This is a genomic window from Pedococcus sp. P2_D9, assembly GCF_056404275.1.
In genome coordinates, this window is the sequence record NZ_JBFUEI010000004.1 from 315,501 (window position 1) to 333,157 (window position 17,657).

Genomic DNA, 17,657 nt, shown 5'->3' on the forward strand with positions numbered 1-17,657 from the left:
GTCGGGTGGGCTACGCCCGTCAAGGCTCGCGCAGGTCGCGCGGCACCAGGTCAGGCGCCGTCGTCGTTCTTGTCGGCAGCCAGTGGATCAGCCACCCCAGCGGTTGCGGGTCGCAGCGGGCCTTGCGCCAGTCGGGTCACCAGGGGTGGTGTCGGTGGCGTGAGCTCCGTGGCTGCTCGCAGCGCGGTCAGGACGTCGTCGGGGCGTACGGCCGGTGTGGTGTGCCGTACAACCACCCGCAGTATCGCACAGTCGGGGCGCTGCGACGGCTCCGTGGTCATCGACACGACGGCCGATCTCACGTCGAAGGTCTTCGGACCGGTCTTGAAGGTGCGGGTGACCTCGACCCGGTCGAGCGCGAGGAGCTGGTCGGCGGCCTGCTGGAGCTGCTCGACGGTGAGCCCCGAGAAGTCCATCACCCAGTCGCTGCCCTGGAGCCGGTCCGCGAGCGCACCGGGGGCCGCTTCGACCACCTCGAGCACATCCAACCCCTCGGGCAGCGCCTCGTCGAGGGCCCGACGCACGGACTCGGGGTCGACCCTCTCGGTCACCGAGATCTCGAAGTACTCGGCCTCGCTGGCGGTCCCGGTGGGCGCGGCGTTCGCGTAGCTGATCTTGGGGTGCGGGTGGAAGCCGGCCGAGAACGCCATCGGCACCCCCGCACGGCGCAGGGCACGCTCGAGGGCACGCTGGAAGTCACGGGTGGAGGAGAACCGCAGCCGACCCCGCTTCGCGTACCGGATCCGCAGCTTCTGCACCGCCAGGGCGGGTGGGGGTCCTTCGGGAACGCGCTGCCTGGCCATGGGGCAAGCCTAGGCACCGGCTCCTGAGTGGCTCCATCGGGCCATGGTGGGCGGCTGCGCTCCGTGCCACGGTGGACTCGTGGCAGCGGGCGACGTCCTGCGCGACGTCGTGGAACGCACAGTGGTCTCGGACCACGTGGGCAAGTCGGGAGCGGGGCTCGAGCGGGTCCGGCTCCGGGACGGGCGTGCGCTCGTGGTCAAGCGGGTCGACCCCCGACACGACGTGACCCTGGCCATGACGGGCGGTGGGCTCTCCCCGGAGTACGTCCTGTGGCGTGACGGCACCTTCGACCGGCTGCCCCCGGGCATCGGTCACGCCGTGGTGGACGGCTGGGTCGAGGGTGACAGCACGGTCCTGGTGCTGCGGGACCTCGGCGACCGCGTCCTGACGTGGGAGGACCGGCTCTCGGCCGAGCAGGCGGCACAGACGATGACCGCAGTCGCCTCCCTCCACCGTGCCCTTCTCGGCCAGGCGCCGCCCGGACTGGCTCCGCTCGACCTCGTCGTGACGCTGTTCACCCCGCGACGCATCCGGGAGGCCCGGGTCGCCGAGGTCGAGCTCATGCGCCTGGCACTGCGCGGATGGGAGCTGTTCGCCGATGCCGTCCCGCCCGACGTCGCTGACCCCGTGCTCGGCCTGCTCGACGACCCCACCCCGCTCGTCACCGCCCTGCACCGTTCGCCGTCGACGTTGGCCCACGGTGACCTGGCCACGGTCAACATGGCGTTCGAGGGAGACGACCTCGTCCTCCTGGACTGGGCGATGGCGACGCAGGGACCGGGAGCCCTCGACATCGCCAGGTTCGTCGCCGGGTGCTCCTCGGTCGTCGAGGCGACGAGGGAGGACCTGATCGGCTGGTATCGGGCAGCGGCCGGCGAGGCATGCGACGACCGGACCATGCACCTCGGGCTCCTGTCGGCCATGGTCTGGCTGGGGTGGAACAAGGCGCTCGACGCGGTCGAGCACCCGGACCGGGCGATCCGGGCCCGGGAGAGGACGGACCTCGACTGGTGGGTACGGGCCACCAGAACGGCACTGCAGAGCGGAGCTATCTGATGGATCTCAACACGCTGTACCACCGCACGGTGGAGCGCTGGGCCGACGTCGTCGTCGCGGTCCGCGACGACCAGTGGGACTCCCCCACCCCCTGCAGCGAGTGGAGCGTGCGGGACCTGGTCAACCACGTGACGTCGGAGGACCTGTGGACCGCTGCCCTCCTGGAGGGCGGCACGATCCAGGAGGTGGGCGACCGCCTCGACGGCGACCTGCTCGGCGACGAGCCGGTGGCGCGGTCGATCGATGCGGCGAAGGCAGCCACCACGTCCGTCGCCGAGCGGCTCCCCCGGGGCGGCACGGTTCCCCTGTCCTTCGGCGACACCGACGTCGCCGAGTACGTCTGGCAGCTCGCCTCCGACCACCTCATCCACTCCTGGGACCTGTCGGCGGCGACCGGGACGGACCGGCGGCTCGACCCGACCCTCGTGGCGGGCGTGGCCGGCTGGTTCGCCGAGCGCGAGGAGGCCTACCGCAGCGTCGGCGCCGTGGCGCCACGGGCCATCTCCCACGGCGGGTCCCAGGCCGACCTGCTCGCCACCTTCGGACGCGACTCGGAGTGGGGCCCCAACCATGCCTGCGCCGCACGCTTCCTGCGGGCGTTCGGGAACGGTGACATGGACGCGGCCCTGCTGGAGATGACACCGGACTGCGTGTTCGAGGCCACGGGGCCGGCGCCGGACGGGGTCCGCCACGAGGGGGCCGATGCCGTGCGCGCCGTGTGGACACGGATGTTCGCCGAGACGACGGACCCTGTCTTCACGACCGAGGAGCAGTTCGTCGCCGGTGACCGGGCGCTGTTCCGCTGGTCCTACGCCTGGACGAACGACGACGGCACACCGGGCCATGTCCGCGGCGTGGACGTCATCCGCTTCCGCGACGGGCGCATCTGCGAGAAGTTGTCGTACGTCAAGGGCTGACCACGCACCGCTGACTACGCACCGCAACGGAATCCGCACTCGCCTGCGACCGGCCCGCCCGGGGTCCTAGCGTGGCCGCATGGCCCACCTCGACCGCGCCCGGCTCACCGCGCTCCTGAACCGTGAGCAGGCGGCATACACCGACAACCACCCCCGCAGCAGCGCCTTGTTCGAGGAGGCCGACAACCTCTTCGGCCGCGTGCCGATGACCTGGATGAACATGTGGTCCGGCGGATTCCCGCTCTACCTCGACCGCGCGACCGGCAACCGGGTCACCGACGTCGACGGCCACACCTACGTCGACTTCGCCCTCGGCGACACGGGCGCGATGGCCGGCCACTCCCCTGCCGCGACCGTGGCCGCCGTCCAGCGCCGGGCCGGCGACCTGGGCGGCATCACCACGATGCTCCCGACCGCGGACGCCCAGTGGGTGGGCGCCGAGCTGGAGCGACGCTTCGGTATGCCGTTGTGGAGCTTCACGCTGTCCGCGACCGACGCGAACCGCTGGGCGATCCGGCTGGCACGGCTCGCCACCGGCCGGCCCAAGGTGCTGGTGTTCGCCTACTGCTACCACGGCTCGGTGGACGAGGCGTTCGCCCTGCCCGGTCCCGAGGGCAAGGCGCAGAGTCGCCCAGGGAACGTCGCTCCCCCGGTCGACCTCGATCTCACGACCCGCGTCGCGACCTGGAACGACCTCGCGTCGGTCGAGGCAGTGCTGGCCCACGGCGACGTCGCCGCGATCCTCACTGAGCCCGCCCTGACCAACATCGGGATAGTGCTGCCCGACGAGGGATTCCTGGCCGGGCTCCGCGAGCTCGCCACCCGGTACGGCGCCCTGTTGATGATCGACGAGACGCACACGTTCTCGGCCGGGTGGGGTGGCGCGACCCGTGAATGGCATCTGGAGCCGGACATCTTCGTCATCGGCAAGTCGATCGGTGGCGGGATCCCTTGCGGCGCCTACGGGATCTCCCGAGAGGTCGCCGATGCGGTCACCCGTCACACCGATGCCGGCGACGCCGACATCGTCGACGTGGGTGGCGTCGGCGGCACGCTGGCAGGCAACGCCCTGTCGACGGCGGCGATGCGGGCCACGCTCGCGGAGGTGCTCACGCCCGACGCGTTCAGCCACATGACCGAGCTGGCGACGGCCTTCACCGCCGGCGTCCAGGCGACACTCGACGAGCTCGATGTCCCCTGGTCGATCAGCCAGCTCGGCGCCCGCGCGGAGTACCGTTTCGCGCGTCCCGCACCCGGTAGCGGTCAAGAGTCCGCAGCGGCCGCCGACGACGTGCTCGATGCCTACCTGCACCTCGCGATGTGCAACCGGGGCATCCTCATGACGCCCTTCCACAACATGGCCCTGATGTGCCCCGAGACGAGCCGGGCGGACGTCGACCTGCACACCGCGACCTTCCGCGAGGTCGTGGGAGCCCTCTTCGCGTGACCACGGTCCTCGCCCCGCGGTCGGCCAGGCCTGGCCGACCGCTCGGCGCACGGCCCGGATTGTCTGGTGACGTGGCAGCGGCCCCGGCGTAACTTCGTCAGGTGGACCACTTCAGTGGGAAGCGGCCCCTGCAGAGAGCGGAGGGTTTCGAGGTGTTCATCCAGATCATCCAGGGAAAGTGTCGGGACGCGGACCGAATGCACCAGCTGACCGACGAGTGGCGAGAGCAGCTGGGACCGACGGCCGAGGGCTGGCTCGGGGGGACCTACGGCATGACCGACGACAACGAGTTCGTGGGCGTGGTCCGGTTCGAGAGCCGGGAGGCTGCTGCGAGGAACTCCACCAGGCCCGAGCAGGGTGAGTGGTTCACCAAGATGCAGGAGTGCTTCGACGGTGACGTCACCTTCCACGACTGCGACAACGCGCAGATGTTCCTGAACGGCGGTTCGGACGACGCGGGCTTCGTGCAGGTCATGCAGGGCCGGCTCAGTGACACCGAGCGGTTCCGGCGCTTCATGGACCAGCCGATGGACATGCTCCAGGAGCAGCGTCCCGAGATCATCGGCGGCACCATCGCGATCGACGAGGACGGTTTCTTCACCGAGACCATCGCGTTCCGGAGCGAGGAGGAGGCCCGCGTCGGCGAGAAGAAGGAGATGCCCGAGGACCGTCGTCGCGAGTTCGAGGACGAGATGGCCCAGGTGAGGGACATGCGCTACCTCGACCTGCACTCCCCGTGGTTCGCCAGCGCACCAGCCGGCGGGATGTCGATGAGCTGACCGGCTCGCCGACCCTCCCTCCCCCGTGCGGAACGTACGCCGCCCGCCCACCTCAGGCGCTGAGCCTGGGTGAGCGGGCGGCATACCCTGACCCTCTCCGCACGAGGAGCCAGGGGGTGGCGCCGACGAGAGGGTGAAGGGGCCCCACCCGCCGGCGCGCGCGGTCAGGAGGAAGCGACCGCGTTCAACCACGCCTGTCCGTTGGGGACGCCGACGCCGGTGACGTCGTCGTACCCGGGGCGGACGTGGATGGTCAGGGCGTCATCACGGTCGAAGTAGCGAGCGCTGTAGACGTAGCCGTCGCCGGCGTCGACGCCGTTGACGTAGTCGGAGCGAACGTCACCGGGGTAGGCCGCGATGTCGGACTTGGTGATGTCGATGCTGGTGCTGCGGGCTCCGTAGAGCACCGGGTTGGCGAGACCGAACGCGTGACCCGCCTTCTGCTGGGCCAGCGCGAACATGCCCGCGTAGAGCGGCGAGGCGAGCGAGGTGCCGCCGATGCGGTACTCGGAGTACTGCTGCGACCCGTCCGGGAAGGTCTGGGTCTCACCGACGAGCATGCCGGTGTTGGGGTCTCCGAGGGCCGCGACGTCGGGCACCGAGCGCATCGCGCCGCCACCGTAGGTCTGCGAGATGGCCGCAGGGACCACACCCGCCTGGTAGGAAGGCTGGGCGAACAGCCGCGAGGTGCCGCCGCCGCTGCCGTAGAGGAACGCCGGGGTGTTCCACGTCGTGGTGGTCTTGTTCAGCGTGCCCTTGGCGGTCTCCCAGCCGAGCTCGAAGACTCGACCGTTGGCCTGGGACACGCCGGCGCTGGTGCCGCCCACCGCCGTGACGTAGGGGCTCGAGGCCGGCCAGTCCGGGCTGGGGGTGGCGCCCGCGACCCCGCCGGTCTCGTCGCCGCTGTCGCCGGAGGAGAAGAACAGCGTCATGCCCTCTGCGGCCGCCTGGATCTGGGTGTCCAACGACGGCTTGATGGTGCCGGCCGGGAGTGCTTCGCCGCCGTAGCCGTAGGAGTTGCTGACGATGTCGGCGAGGTGCTTGTCCACCACCTTGTTCATGATCGCGTCCATGTCGCGGTAGTTGTTCGGGGCGCCGATGTAGGTGATGTCGGCTCCCGGAGCCATGGTGTGGACAGCCTCGACGTCGAGGGTCTCCTCACCGGCCCAGCCCTGGGGGTCCTGCCTGGGGTTCTCGGGACGGTTGTAGGTGCCCGGCGCCACGACCTGGGTGAAGTGACCGTTGAGGGACGGCAGCCCGTGGGCGGCCGAGTAGGTGTTGGCGTCCTGGAGGATCGTCGGCGACGCGTAGGCGTCGATGATGCCGACCGTGACTCCCCGGCCGTCGTTGCCGGAGCCGATCGCCCCGGTCATGCCGTACAGGCCCTGGAGCTGCGCCCCGGCATACCCCTTGGGCGCGAAGGCGCTCGGGGAGGCCGGCAGGGCGGTGCCGTCCGGCGTCGGGGTGTTCTGCACCGTCTTCTCGCCCCAGTAGGCGCTCGTCGGCTCGGCGTTGCGGAACAGGTCCGGTCCTGGGGTGACCTTGTCCGCGTGGGCCAGGGTCTGCGACTCGTCGAGCCCGACGACGCCCTCGACGGCGGTCAGGCTCGCGGGGACCTTGAGCGCCGAGGCGTTGGCGCGCACCACCTTGCCCTCGGTGCGGTACTCCGCGAAGGAGGTGTCGAAGGCGGCGGCCGCCTGGGCGAGCGTGCCGGTGGCCTCGACGTACTTGCGGTTGTCGGGGGTCGTGCCGATCGAGAAGCCCTGGCTCTTCAGCCACGCCGAGACGCTGTTCACGTCGGCCTGCACGGGCGAGAACTGGGCGCGGAACTGCGCCGGGGTCAGGAACTTCTTGTAGTTGGCGCTGCCGGGGGTCGAGACGGAGCTGGCGTATGCCGCGGCCGCGTCACCTCCGCGGTAGTTGAGGTAGACGCGGAACGTGACCTGCTGGGTGCCGTCGGTGCTGGCGGCGCGGTTCTTCGCGACGGCCCAGGACGGGACGCTGCCGGGCAGGGCGTGAGGCCCCGACGTGGCAGCCAGGGCGGATCCGGCGGTTGCGGCAGTGACCAGTGCGGCTGCGCCCAGTGCGGCGCAGGCGGTTCTCGACATTCGTGACATCAGACCTCCGGGACGAGTGGCCCGGGGCAGCCGGGTCTCGGCCGCCCGCAGGTGGAGCGGTCTCATTCGACACCGGGGGTTGGTCCCTGCCCGATGACAAATGTCACCGGTTTCATGTGAGTTCCCTGAGAGCCATGGCATGCGAGGGGCCTGCTTGGCCGTGAATCGCCGGATTGCCTGATTCCTCCAGCACTTTCGGCGTGCTTCCACCTGCGCCGGGTGGCGGTCCTGCTCGACGCCGGGCCGTCCTAGCGTGGGAGACCGGCACCGACCGACAGTGCCCGACGACCCCACCGTCCTCCGAACCCCCTGCTGGCGGGAGCTCCCCTGACGACGGAGCCGCGGCTTACACCGCTGGCGATGCCGACCCGGCTCCAACCCGGGCCGGTGCAGCTGAAAATTGGAGGAGTCATGACACCACGCATGACCGCAGCAGGGGGCGCAAACAGGATGACCCGCAGGTCGCGGCTGAAGGCCGCGCTCGCCATCGCCGGGCTGGTCGTCGCGGGAGCGGTGGCCGTGCCACAGGTGGCCTATGCCGCCGACGGCCCGTTCAATATCGACGGCACGGTCCCCGACGCCAACACCACCGAGCTCGCAGACGGCTTCGGCAACGTCAAGGAGCTGGGCCCGAAGAACTCGAACGTCACCAAGATCGGCGTCATCCACAGTGCGGCTCTACCGATGCTGGACACGACGAACCCGAACGGCCAGGTCGACCTGCGCCGTGCCTGGCTCGACACCGAGCGTGACACCGCCGCCCCCAACCACGACTGGCTCTACTTCGCCTGGGAGCGCGACGCCAACAGCGGCAGCGGCTTCATCGCCTACGAGTTCATGCAGAGCGCGGCTCCCGCCGCCTGTGCCTACGACACCGCCACCGACGCGCAGCTCATTGCCGCCTGCAACCCGTGGGCGAACCGCAAGGCCGGCGACTTCATGATCCTGTGGGACCAGAGCGGCAGCAGCAAGGACCTGATTCTGCGCACCTGGTCCGGCACAGCGCCCAACCTGGTCCTGAGCGCTGGGACCACGCTGAACGCCGCCGTCTCGCAGGCCGCGTACAGCTCGGACGGGTTCCGCGGCGAAGCAGCGGTCGACCTGACCGCGACCATCTTCGGCGGCAGCACGGCCTGCAAGACGTTCGCCAACACCATTCCCAGCACGGTGACGGGCAACTCCGACTCGGCCGACTACAAGGACACCATCCTCAAGAACGCTCCTCCGATCACCAACTGCACCTCCACGACCGTCACCACGCCGAAGACCGGCGCCGGTGGTGACATCCCTGCAGGTGGTCTGTCCATCGGGACGGGTGTCGTGTCCGTGAAGGACTCGGCCGTGGTTGACCTCGTGGGCGGTACCGCCACCCCGACTGGCTCAGTCGCGTTCAACCTCTGCAAGGTCGACTCCCCCGGGCTGTGCACGACTGGCGGGACCTCGGTCGGATCGACCAACCTGACCGGCGCGGCCTACCCCGTGACGGTCCTGTCGCCGATCGCCTACGTGACCTCGGCAGGTCGATACTGCTGGCGGGCAGCGTGGAGCGGCGACCCGGCCAACGGCATCCCCGGCTCGTCCGACTCGCGAGCCAGCGAGTGCTTCACCGTCAACCCGGTGACGCCCGACCTCGCCACCACGGCCAGTGACGACGTCGTCCTGGGTGGTTCCGTGAGTGACACCGCCACCCTGAGCGGCTTGGCCACCCAGCCGGCCAACCCGGTCATCAACCTGACCGGTACCGGTGGTGCTGCAGCGGGCGGAACGGTGACGTTCACCCTGTTCGGGCCGGACAACTGCACCACGGCGGCGTACACCTCCGGTGCGGTCACGGTCAGCGGCAACGGCACCTACAACACGCCGAACCCGCAGTTCGTCCCGACCGCGGCAGGCACCTACCACTGGGCGGCCTCGTACAGCGGGAACCTGCCTAACAACAACGGCACGACCCACAACACCGCGTGCGACGACACCAACGAGGACGTCGTCGTCACCACCGTGCCGTCGTCGCTGACCAGTGCGCAGACCTGGGTGCCGAGCGACTCGGTGACCGTGTCTGCCACCGCCGGCGGCGCCATGGCTGGCACCGTGTCGTTCGAGTTCTTCACCAACGGCGCCTGCACCGGATCGAGCGCGTTCTCGACGACCAGGACCGTCGCCGGCGCCTCACCGCAGTCCGTCCTGTCGGGCAACGCCCCGGCGCAGACGGCCTCCGGCTCGTTCTCGTGGCGGGTCAGCTACGACAGCACCAACCCCGGGCAGCGTGACATCCCGGCCAGCTGCCACGAGACGTCGGCGCTGACCGTGGCCAACGGCGGGACGATCTCGAGCCCGTAACGCCCCACCATCAGTCCATTCCTTCGAGGCKGCGCTGCCGAGCCTGACAGCTCGGCGTCCAGGAGCGGAGGACGCCGGAAATCGTCCAAAGGCATGAGGTCACGTCATGGCCGGACGAGCACCCTTGTCATGGAGTGCGCGCGCTGAAGGGGCCCACGAGCAATCCGACGCGGCCGCGACCGCGACCGTGAGTCCCCCTTGAGGAGCACCCATGTCCGCGAAGTCAATGCTGCGACGGCTCGTGCTGGCCGTCGTCTCCGTCATAGCCCTCGCCATCCCCCTCGTCATCCCAGTCGCCCTCGGCTCGAGTGCCTCGGCGGCAACGGCTGCACCCGTCACGTGGCACGTGCGCGTCGGCGCCGAGACCCCCGACATGGCCGTCACCGCCATGGCCTTCCTGCCCGAGAACATCTGGGTCGACGCCGGCGACACCGTCCACTGGACCTCCAACAGCGCAGAGCCGCACACCGTGACCTTCCTTGCCCCCGGGACGGCGCTGCCCGAGTTCAACCCGTTCGACCCGTCACAGACCGCCGCCCAGGGATCCTCGCCCTACAACGGCACCGCCTACGCCAACTCCGGAATCCTGGCCACGCAGCCGATCTTCGTGTTCACCAACCCCGCCACCAGCTACCAGCTGACCTTCACGACCACCGGCGACTTCACGTACGTCTGCCTGCTGCACGGTCTGATGATGACGGGCACGGTGCACGTCCGTCCGGCCGGCACCGCCTACCCCTACACCCAGCAGGACTACGACAGGGTCGGCACGCAGCAGGCCCAGGCCGCGCTCGGTCACGGACGGGACGCCTGGCGGCAGGCCCGGCAGTCGCACGCCACCACCGGGTCCCGTGTCCTGGTCGGCGTGGACGGCGAGGGCTTCGGGGTGTCGCGGTTCGTCCGTGACCACCTCGTCGTGCACGTGGGCCACACGGTCTCGTTCTACGTGGCCGGACCCGGCGCACCGCACACCGTGACCTTCGGCGAAGAGCCTCCCGGGCTCGCGGTCCTGGCCCCATCCGGCGACCCGACCCACTTCGCCGGTGGCGACCTCAACAGTGGGGTCCTCGCGCCCGGCACCCCGTTCGACGTCACCTTCACCACCGTCGGCACGTTCCACTACATCTGCGCCATCCACGACGACATGGGCATGGTCGGCGACGTCGTCGTCGTCCCCTGAGAGCCGGGCGCCCGCGAGTCTGAAGGATCGTCAGGACCCTGGTCCGGACGATCCTTCAGGCTCGGTGGCTGTGCCGCGTCAGTGGGTGTGGTCGCCCGCGAGCATCGCCTCGCGACCGGCGCCGAGGACGGTCAGAGGGAGCAGCGTCTTGCCCGTCGGGCCGACCTCGATGTCGGTGCCCATCTGCGGGCAGACCCCGCAGTCGAAGCACGGCGTCCAGCGGCAGTCGTCGACCTCGGTCTCGTCGAGGGCGTCCTGCCAGTCCGCCCAGAGCCACTCCTTGTCGAGCCCCGAGTCGATGTGGTCCCACGGGAGCACCTCGGTCTCGCCGCGCTCGCGCGTGGTGTACCAGGCCACGTCGACCGGGAGGTCGGCCAGCGCGGTGTCGGCCGCCGTCATCCACCGGTCGAACGAGAAGTGCTCGCTCCAGCCGTCGAACCGCCCACCGTCGCGCCAGACCTGTTCGATGACCCGGCCGATCCGGCGGTCGCCACGGGATAGCAGTCCCTCGACGATGCCGGGCTTGCCGTCGTGGTAACGGAATCCGATGGACGAGCCGTAGCGGCGGTCGGACCGGATCGCCTCGCGCAGCTTGGCCAGGCGGGCATCGGTCTCCTCGTCGCCGAGCTGGGCGCACCACTGGAACGGCGTGTGCGGCTTGGGCACGAACCCACCGATCGACACGGTGCACCGGATGTCACGGCGACCCGAGACCTGGCGACCGGTCTCGATGACCTTCTTCGCGAGCTCGGCGATCTGGAGGACGTCCTCGTCGGTCTCGGTGGGCAGGCCACACATGAAGTACAGCTTCACCTGGCGCCAGCCCGCGCCGTACGCCGCGGCGACGGTGTTGATGAGGTCGTCCTCGGACACCATCTTGTTGATGACCTTGCGGATGCGTTCGCTGCCGCCCTCGGGCGCGAAGGTGAGCCCGGAGCGGCGGCCGTTGCGGGTGAGCTCGTTGGCGAGGTCGATGTTGAAGGCGTCGACGCGGGTCGACGGCAGCGACAGCCCGGTCTGCGTGCCTTCGTAGCGGTCAGCCAGACCCTTGGCGATGTCGGCGATCTCGGAGTGGTCGGCCGAGGACAGCGACAGCAGCCCGACCTCCTCGAAGCCTGTGGCGGCCAGGCCGCGTTCGACCATCTCGCCGATACCGGTGATGGAGCGCTCACGCACCGGGCGGGTGATCATCCCGGCCTGGCAGAACCGGCAACCGCGCGTGCACCCACGGAAGATCTCGACGGACATCCGCTCGTGCACCGACTCGGCCAGCGGCACGAGAGGCTGCTTGGGGTAGGGCCACGCGTCGAGGTCCATGACGGTGTGCTTCGACACCCGCCACGGCACTCCGTGGGCGTCAGCCTTGGGCGCGACCCGCTGGATCCGCCCGTCGGGCAGGTAGGAGACGTCGTAGAGCGACGGGACGTAGACCCCACCGGTCCGAGCCAGGCGCAGCAGCAGCTCGCGGCGGCCGCCCGGCATACCCTCCGCCTTCCAGGCACCGATGTGGTGGGTGACCGCGAGCACGGCCTCCTCGCCGTCGCCCACGATCGCAGCGTCGACGAAGTCGGCGACCGGCTCCGGGTTGAACGCGGCGTGACCGCCGGCGATGACGATCGGGTCGTCGTCGGTGCGGTCGACCGCGTGCAGCGGGATACCCGCGAGGTCGAGTGCGGTGAGCATGTTGGTGTAGCCGAGCTCGGTCGAGAAGGACAGCCCGAGCACGTCGAAGTCCCGCACCGACCGGTGCGCATCGACGGTGAACTGGGGCACGGCGTGCTCGCGCATCAGTGCCTCCAAGTCCGGCCAGACCGCATAGGTCCGCTCGGCGAGGGCGTCCGGGCGCTCGTTGAGCACTTCGTAGAGGATCATGACGCCCTGGTTCGGCACGCCCACCTCGTACGCGTCCGGGTACATCAGCGCCCAGCGGGTGGTCAGCTCCTGGCCGTCCGGGCCGTGACCGCCGCAGTTCCAGTCCTTCACCGTGGAGTTCAGCTCGCCCCCGACGTACTGGATGGGCTTGCTGACCTGCTCGAGCAACGGCTCGAGCAGCGGGAAGACGGAGGCGCCGCAGGTGTGGGTCATGGTGGGACAAGGGTAACGGCGGCACCGCCGAGTGCCGAAAATGCGACGATTCCCACGCTTCTCACAGCAAGGGCTCCTACCATCGCGCGGGTGCCTCGCCACCTCCCGTCGCCACGCGTCGTGGCCGGCGGCGTCGCCCTGGCGGTCGGTGCGGTCGCCATCGCGGCGGTGGTGGGCGTGGTCGGGTCGCGACCACCCGCTGGATCGACCCCGGTGCACACCGCCCTCCCCCAGGTGCGCAGCACCCCGTCGGCGTCGCCGCAGGGGGCGACCCCGACCACCTCGGACACCATGTCCATCGTGGGACTCGGAGACTCGGTCACCGCCGGGTCCAACTGTGACTGCGCAGCGTTCGTGGAGCGGCTCGCCGACCTGGTCGCGGCGCGGGACGGGCGGGCTGCGACCGCCACCAACCTCGGGGTGCCGGGCCTGACGACCGGCTCGCTCGCCGCGCAGCTGACCCAGTCGGGACCGTCCGGGTCGGTGGCGTCGGCTGACACGGTCGTGCTGACCATCGGGGCCAACGACCTCGGACCACTCGAGGACCAGTGGGAACGGACGGGGTGCGGTGCGGCCTGCAGGGCGCCAGCCGTGACAGCCATGGCGCGCGGGCTCGCGAAGGACCTCGCCCGGATCAGGGACCTCGGGCACGCCGGTCAGCGGGTGGAGGTGACGACCTACTGGAACGTGTTCGAGGACGGCGACGTCGCCGACCAGCAGCGCGGGCTGGGCTTCGCCGACTGGAGCGACACCGTGACGCTGGCCGCCAACCGAGCGATCTGCGCGACGGCGCGGACCTTCGGTGACACCTGCGTGGACCTCTACGCACCGTTCCTCAGCGCGGACGGCAACCGCAACCCCACCCCGCTGCTGTCCTCCGACGGGGACCACCCGAACGCCGCCGGTCACCAGGTGATCGCCCGTGCCCTGCTGGCGGCGACACCTCCCTGAGGACGGTCAGGCGCCGAGGTGGGCGGACAGGAAGTCGAGGGCCTGCGGCATCAGGGCCGACCACGTGGCGAAGTTGTGTCCGCCGCCGGGGACGACCACGGTCGTCACGGACATCGGGGCGTGCACGAGCGCGACGAACCGCCGGGTGTCGCGGATCCCCGTGCCCCCGACTTCGCCGGTCCCGATCGTCGCAAAGAGCGAGACCGGGGGTTCGGGCTGGTGGCGCACCAGCCATTCCGGGTCGTTGAGGTCCCGCAGCACCGACGACCCACCCCAGAGGTCTCCGGTCGTCCCGTCCCGGAGCGTGTGGTAGTAGCCGGAGAGGGAGGCCGCCGTCGTGAACACCGAGGCGTGGGTGAGCAGGAGCTTGGTTGCGCAGTAGCCTCCGGTGGAGTCACCGATGGCACCCCAACCGACGGGAGCGACCCGCAGGGTCTGGGACACCGTCCTCGGGACGTCCTCACCGAAGTAGGTCAGGGTCTGGGGTCCGGCCGGCACGTCGCTGCACTCGGTGTCCCGCGGCGGTGCCACGGTCGGTCGCATCATGACCAGGACCATCGGCCGCGCACGGTGCGCGTCGATCTGCGACAGCAGGACATCCGGGTACTTCATCCGCGAGACCAGGTTCCTCGTGGTTCCCGGGTAGCCGGTGAACACCTCCACCCCCGGGAACATGGTCCGCGCGTACGCCCTCTGGAAGTACTGCGGTGGCAGGTAGACCGCGGCAGGTTCGGACAGTCCGCTGTGCGCGCCTGACAGGGTGAGGGTCTCCACCCGCCCGCGCGTGGCCCACTGCGCAGGCGTCGACCAGGAGTCGACACCCCCGAGGGAGGCGTCGCTGGTGGCTGCCACCGGGAGGGCGCCGTGGCGCCTCGTCGGTGGGTTCACCCCGGCGTGGACCGCCGCAGCCGCCGAGGACGACGTGCCCAACAGCTCCGACCAGGACCCGTAGAAGAACCCGTAGTCGTTGAGGGCAGCCGCGACCAGCAGCACCGCGGCGAGCTGGGACGCCACGACCAGCGCGACCCTCTGCCCCACGCGCGCAGGGGCAGGGCCGCGGACGCGGGACCACATCACGAGCGCCAGGACGGTCGTGGCGACCGTCGCCAGACCCAGCGTCACGAGCAGGGGCCAACCAAGCAGGGGCATGCGCAAACCTCCGACCGGCCCCAGCACCAGGGCACGAACCCAGCGTGCGCGCGGCCGATGTGAGCAGACTGCGTGCTGGCTGGGGGTTGGCTGGGAGCCTCAGCGCGCATTCAGGTTCGCGTTGGGCCGGCAGGTCAGAACCCAGCCCGCGGAGCGCTGGGCGACCCCGTCCGGCGATACTGGACGGGTGCCGAGCACGGCCGAACGAGTGGCCGCGGCGATGCAGGCGGTCCCCCGTCTGGCGTTCCTGCCGCCCGCCCAACGACGTCACAGCGAGCGCGATGCGCCGCTCCCGATCGGTCACGGCCAGACCAACAGCCAACCGACGACCGTCCGGCAGATGTTGGAGCTGCTCGACGTCCAGCCCGGTGACCGGGTCCTCGACGTCGGCTCCGGGTCCGGCTGGTCCACGGCCCTGCTGGCCCACCTGACCGGACCGGCGGGCCGGGTGACCGGCGTGGAGCGGGTTCCCGACCTCGTCACCTTCGGCGCCGCCAACCTGGCGCTGAGGGGTATGCCGTGGGCGCACGTCGAGGCGGCCGTGCCGGGCGAGCTGGGCCACGCGGCATACGGACCGTATGACCGCATCCTGGTGTCCGCGCAGGCGCCGTCGCTCCCTGCCGAGCTCGTCCGGCAGCTGGCACCACGAGGTGTGCTCGTCATCCCGGTCGCTGGACGGATGGTCCGGGTGGTGGCACGCGACAGCGGGCCGGCGGTCGAGGAGCACGGGTGGTACCGCTTCGTGCCCCTCGTCGCCGACCCGCCGCGTGGAGCTGCTGCTCCGGGTCCTGCGGACTAACCCTCTGGCGCGACCTACTGGCTGGTGTAGAGCGCGTCGAGCGTCGTCTGGTACTTCTCGCTCACGGCCTTGCGGCGCAGCTTGAGGCTCGGCGTGAGGTCACCGTCCTCGATGGTGAGGTCGTGGTCGAGGATCGTGAACTTCTTGATCTGCTCCCAGCGGTTGAGGTTGACGTTGAGGTTGTCGACGTACATCTGCACCATGTCGCGCACCTCCGGGGAGGTGACGATCGCGCGGTAGTCGCCGGCGACTCCGTGCAGGTCGGCCCACTCCTTGATCGCGTCGGCGTCGAGGGTGACCAGGGCCGTCACGAAGTTGTGGTCGGACCCGTAGACCATGAACTGGCTGACGTAGGGGCACAGGCCCTTGAAGGTCGACTCGATGAGCGAGGGACCGACGTACTTGCCACCGGACGTCTTGAAGAAGTCCTTCTTGCGGTCGGTGATCTTGAGGTACCCGTTGTCGTCGAGGGTCCCGATGTCGCCGGTGTGCAACCAGCCATCGGCGTCCTTGGTCTCGGCCGTGTCCTCGGGCTTGTTGTGGTAGCCCTCCATCACGCCGGGACCACGCAGCAGGACCTCGCCGTCCTCGGCGATCTGGACCTCGGTGCCGGGCAGGGCCCAGCCGACGGTGCCGATGGCGTTGGTGGCCGGCCGGTTGACGAACGACGCCGCGCTGGTCTCGGTGAGGCCGTAGCCCTCCAGGATGACCAGGCCGACGGAGTCGAACCAGGTCGCGATGTCCTTGTTGAGCGCCGCAGACCCGGAGATGAAGAACCGGATCCGACCGCCGAAGCGGGCCCGCACCTTGTGCAGCACGAGCTTGTCGGCGACGGCGTACTGGCGGGCGAGCATGCCCGAGGGCTCCTCGCCTCGCGCGCGGGCGTCGGCGACCTTGGCGCCCACGCCGGTGGCCCACGCGAACAGCTTGGCCTTCACGCCGCCCTCGTTCGCGACCATCGTCGTGATCCGGCCGTAGGCCTTCTCGAAGATGCGCGGTGCGGCCCCCATGAAGGTCGGCTGGACGACGGCGAGGTTGTCGACGATCTTGTCGACGCGGCCGTCGATCGCCGTCGGGAAGCCCATCTGCAGGGGCAGGGTCAGCAGCACCTTGCCGAAGACGTGCGCCAGCGGCAGCCAGAGGTACTGGAGGTCGCTGGGGTTCAGGATGCCGATCGAGTCGACGGCAGCGGCTTCGTAGGTCCACGCGTCGTGGCTGAGGCGGACGCCCTTGGGACGGCCCGTCGTGCCCGAGGTGTAGATGATGGTGGCGAGCTGGTCCTTGGTGAGGGCGTCGATGCGGTCGTCGACGGCCGAGGAGTTCGTCGTGAGCAGCTCGGCGCCCATCTGCTCGAGCTCGTCGAGGCTGATCACCCAGTCACCGTCCGTGGTGCCGTCGATGGTCACGACGCGGACGATCTCCGGCAGGTCGATCCGGCGCTCCCGAAGCTTGGCGACCTGGTCGTCGTCCTCGGCGAACACGACCACGCTGCCCGAGTTGGACAGGATGTAGGCGACGTCCGGGGCGATCGTCGTCGGGTAGATCGTTGTGGTGGCACCACCGGCGCACATCACCGCGAGGTCCGCAAGCGCCCATTCATAGCGCGTCGAGGAGGCGATGGCCACGCGGTCCTCGGGCCGTACGCCGAGGGCGATCAGGCCGGCGGCGAGGCGGTAGGCGCGCTCGCGCACCTGGCTCCAGGTCACCGACGACCAGGAGTCGTCCTCCGCGAAGCGGAACGCCTCGGCCTGCGGCGTCTTGGCGACCCGGTCACGGAACAGGTGGGCCACCGTGGGCGGGCGTTGCTCCAGGACGGCGGCGCTGAAGCGCTCGTTCCTGGAGGCGGCTCTCGTGGAGGTGGCATGGGGGGCTTGAGTCGACATTGACCGTCCTCGGCTCGGTGACAGGGAGTGTGGGGTGACAGTGGGGTGAGACTGCGTGCGGTGACAGTGCGGTGACACGGCGTGACAGGGGTGACAGGGGTTGCCGGGGATAGTGCCACGCACGAGGGTCCAACGGGGGTGATCGAGCGCGAT

At 70.2% G+C, this 17,657-nt stretch carries 13 protein-coding genes; 8 read left to right on the plus strand and 5 right to left on the minus strand.

Annotated elements, in window-relative coordinates; translation table 11 throughout:
* Nucleotides 1–50: 50 nt before the first annotated feature.
* Nucleotides 51–803: a TIGR03936 family radical SAM-associated protein gene (locus AC1DXJ_RS08850; protein WP_477615376.1), complete on the minus strand. Its 753-nt coding sequence runs from the start codon at nucleotides 801–803 to the stop codon at nucleotides 51–53.
* Nucleotides 804–882: 79 nt separating this feature from the next.
* On the opposite strand from AC1DXJ_RS08850, the gene AC1DXJ_RS08855 reads away from it, so the two are divergent.
* The 4 genes from AC1DXJ_RS08855 (at nucleotide 883) to AC1DXJ_RS08870 (ending at nucleotide 5,003) form a co-directional block, all read left to right on the plus strand.
* The gene (locus AC1DXJ_RS08855; protein WP_477615377.1) at nucleotides 883–1,860 is read left to right on the plus strand and encodes an aminoglycoside phosphotransferase/kinase family protein; all 978 of its coding nucleotides are present in this window, start codon (nucleotides 883–885) and stop codon (nucleotides 1,858–1,860) included.
* Entirely contained in the window at nucleotides 1,860–2,777 is a 918-nt protein-coding gene (locus AC1DXJ_RS08860; RefSeq protein ID WP_477615378.1) for a TIGR03086 family metal-binding protein, read from the plus strand. Before AC1DXJ_RS08855 ends, AC1DXJ_RS08860 begins: the two co-directional genes overlap by 1 nt.
* A gap of 79 nt (nucleotides 2,778–2,856) precedes the next feature.
* Nucleotides 2,857–4,224 carry a transaminase gene (locus tag AC1DXJ_RS08865; RefSeq protein ID WP_477636858.1) on the plus strand — a complete coding sequence of 456 codons (1,368 nt, stop codon included), beginning with the start codon at nucleotides 2,857–2,859 and terminating at the stop codon, nucleotides 4,222–4,224.
* 152 nt (nucleotides 4,225–4,376) lie between these two features.
* Nucleotides 4,377–5,003 carry a hypothetical protein gene (locus AC1DXJ_RS08870; protein WP_477615380.1) on the plus strand — a complete coding sequence of 209 codons (627 nt, stop codon included), beginning with the start codon at nucleotides 4,377–4,379 and terminating at the stop codon, nucleotides 5,001–5,003.
* A 164-nt stretch (nucleotides 5,004–5,167) separates the two neighbouring features.
* Here the strand turns inward: AC1DXJ_RS08870 and AC1DXJ_RS08875 are convergent, their stop codons facing one another.
* Nucleotides 5,168–7,111, minus strand: coding sequence for a S53 family peptidase (locus AC1DXJ_RS08875; protein ID WP_477615381.1), 1,944 nt, complete (start codon nucleotides 7,109–7,111; stop codon nucleotides 5,168–5,170).
* A 459-nt stretch (nucleotides 7,112–7,570) separates the two neighbouring features.
* Here AC1DXJ_RS08875 and AC1DXJ_RS08880 point away from each other — a divergent pair, with 459 nt between their 5' ends.
* Together AC1DXJ_RS08880 and AC1DXJ_RS08885 are read left to right on the plus strand one after the other, a co-directional pair.
* Nucleotides 7,571–9,457 carry a hemagglutinin gene (locus AC1DXJ_RS08880; RefSeq protein ID WP_477615382.1) on the plus strand — a complete coding sequence of 629 codons (1,887 nt, stop codon included), beginning with the start codon at nucleotides 7,571–7,573 and terminating at the stop codon, nucleotides 9,455–9,457.
* A gap of 211 nt (nucleotides 9,458–9,668) precedes the next feature.
* Nucleotides 9,669–10,637 carry a cupredoxin domain-containing protein gene (locus AC1DXJ_RS08885; RefSeq protein ID WP_477615383.1) on the plus strand — a complete coding sequence of 323 codons (969 nt, stop codon included), beginning with the start codon at nucleotides 9,669–9,671 and terminating at the stop codon, nucleotides 10,635–10,637.
* A gap of 78 nt (nucleotides 10,638–10,715) precedes the next feature.
* On the opposite strand, the gene AC1DXJ_RS08890 is transcribed toward AC1DXJ_RS08885, so the two are convergent.
* On the minus strand, nucleotides 10,716–12,722 hold the full coding sequence (locus tag AC1DXJ_RS08890) for a TIGR03960 family B12-binding radical SAM protein (RefSeq protein WP_477615384.1): 2,007 nt from the start codon (nucleotides 12,720–12,722) through the stop codon (nucleotides 10,716–10,718).
* Between the two features lie 90 nt (nucleotides 12,723–12,812).
* On the opposite strand from AC1DXJ_RS08890, the gene AC1DXJ_RS08895 reads away from it, so the two are divergent.
* Complete coding sequence (locus tag AC1DXJ_RS08895) at nucleotides 12,813–13,673, plus strand: SGNH/GDSL hydrolase family protein (RefSeq protein WP_477615385.1); 861 nt, start codon at nucleotides 12,813–12,815, stop codon at nucleotides 13,671–13,673.
* Nucleotides 13,674–13,679: 6 nt separating this feature from the next.
* On the opposite strand, the gene AC1DXJ_RS08900 is transcribed toward AC1DXJ_RS08895, so the two are convergent.
* Nucleotides 13,680–14,822: an alpha/beta hydrolase gene (locus tag AC1DXJ_RS08900; RefSeq protein WP_477615386.1), complete on the minus strand. Its 1,143-nt coding sequence runs from the start codon at nucleotides 14,820–14,822 to the stop codon at nucleotides 13,680–13,682.
* Nucleotides 14,823–15,009: 187 nt separating this feature from the next.
* Here AC1DXJ_RS08900 and AC1DXJ_RS08905 point away from each other — a divergent pair, with 187 nt between their 5' ends.
* Nucleotides 15,010–15,621 (plus strand): protein-L-isoaspartate O-methyltransferase family protein, encoded by a 612-nt coding sequence (locus AC1DXJ_RS08905; RefSeq protein WP_477615387.1) that lies wholly within the window; start codon nucleotides 15,010–15,012, stop codon nucleotides 15,619–15,621.
* Nucleotides 15,622–15,635: 14 nt separating this feature from the next.
* Here AC1DXJ_RS08905 and AC1DXJ_RS08910 read toward each other — a convergent pair whose 3' ends face one another.
* Nucleotides 15,636–17,504: an AMP-dependent synthetase/ligase gene (locus tag AC1DXJ_RS08910; protein ID WP_477636859.1), complete on the minus strand. Its 1,869-nt coding sequence runs from the start codon at nucleotides 17,502–17,504 to the stop codon at nucleotides 15,636–15,638.
* Nucleotides 17,505–17,657 lie beyond the last annotated feature (153 nt).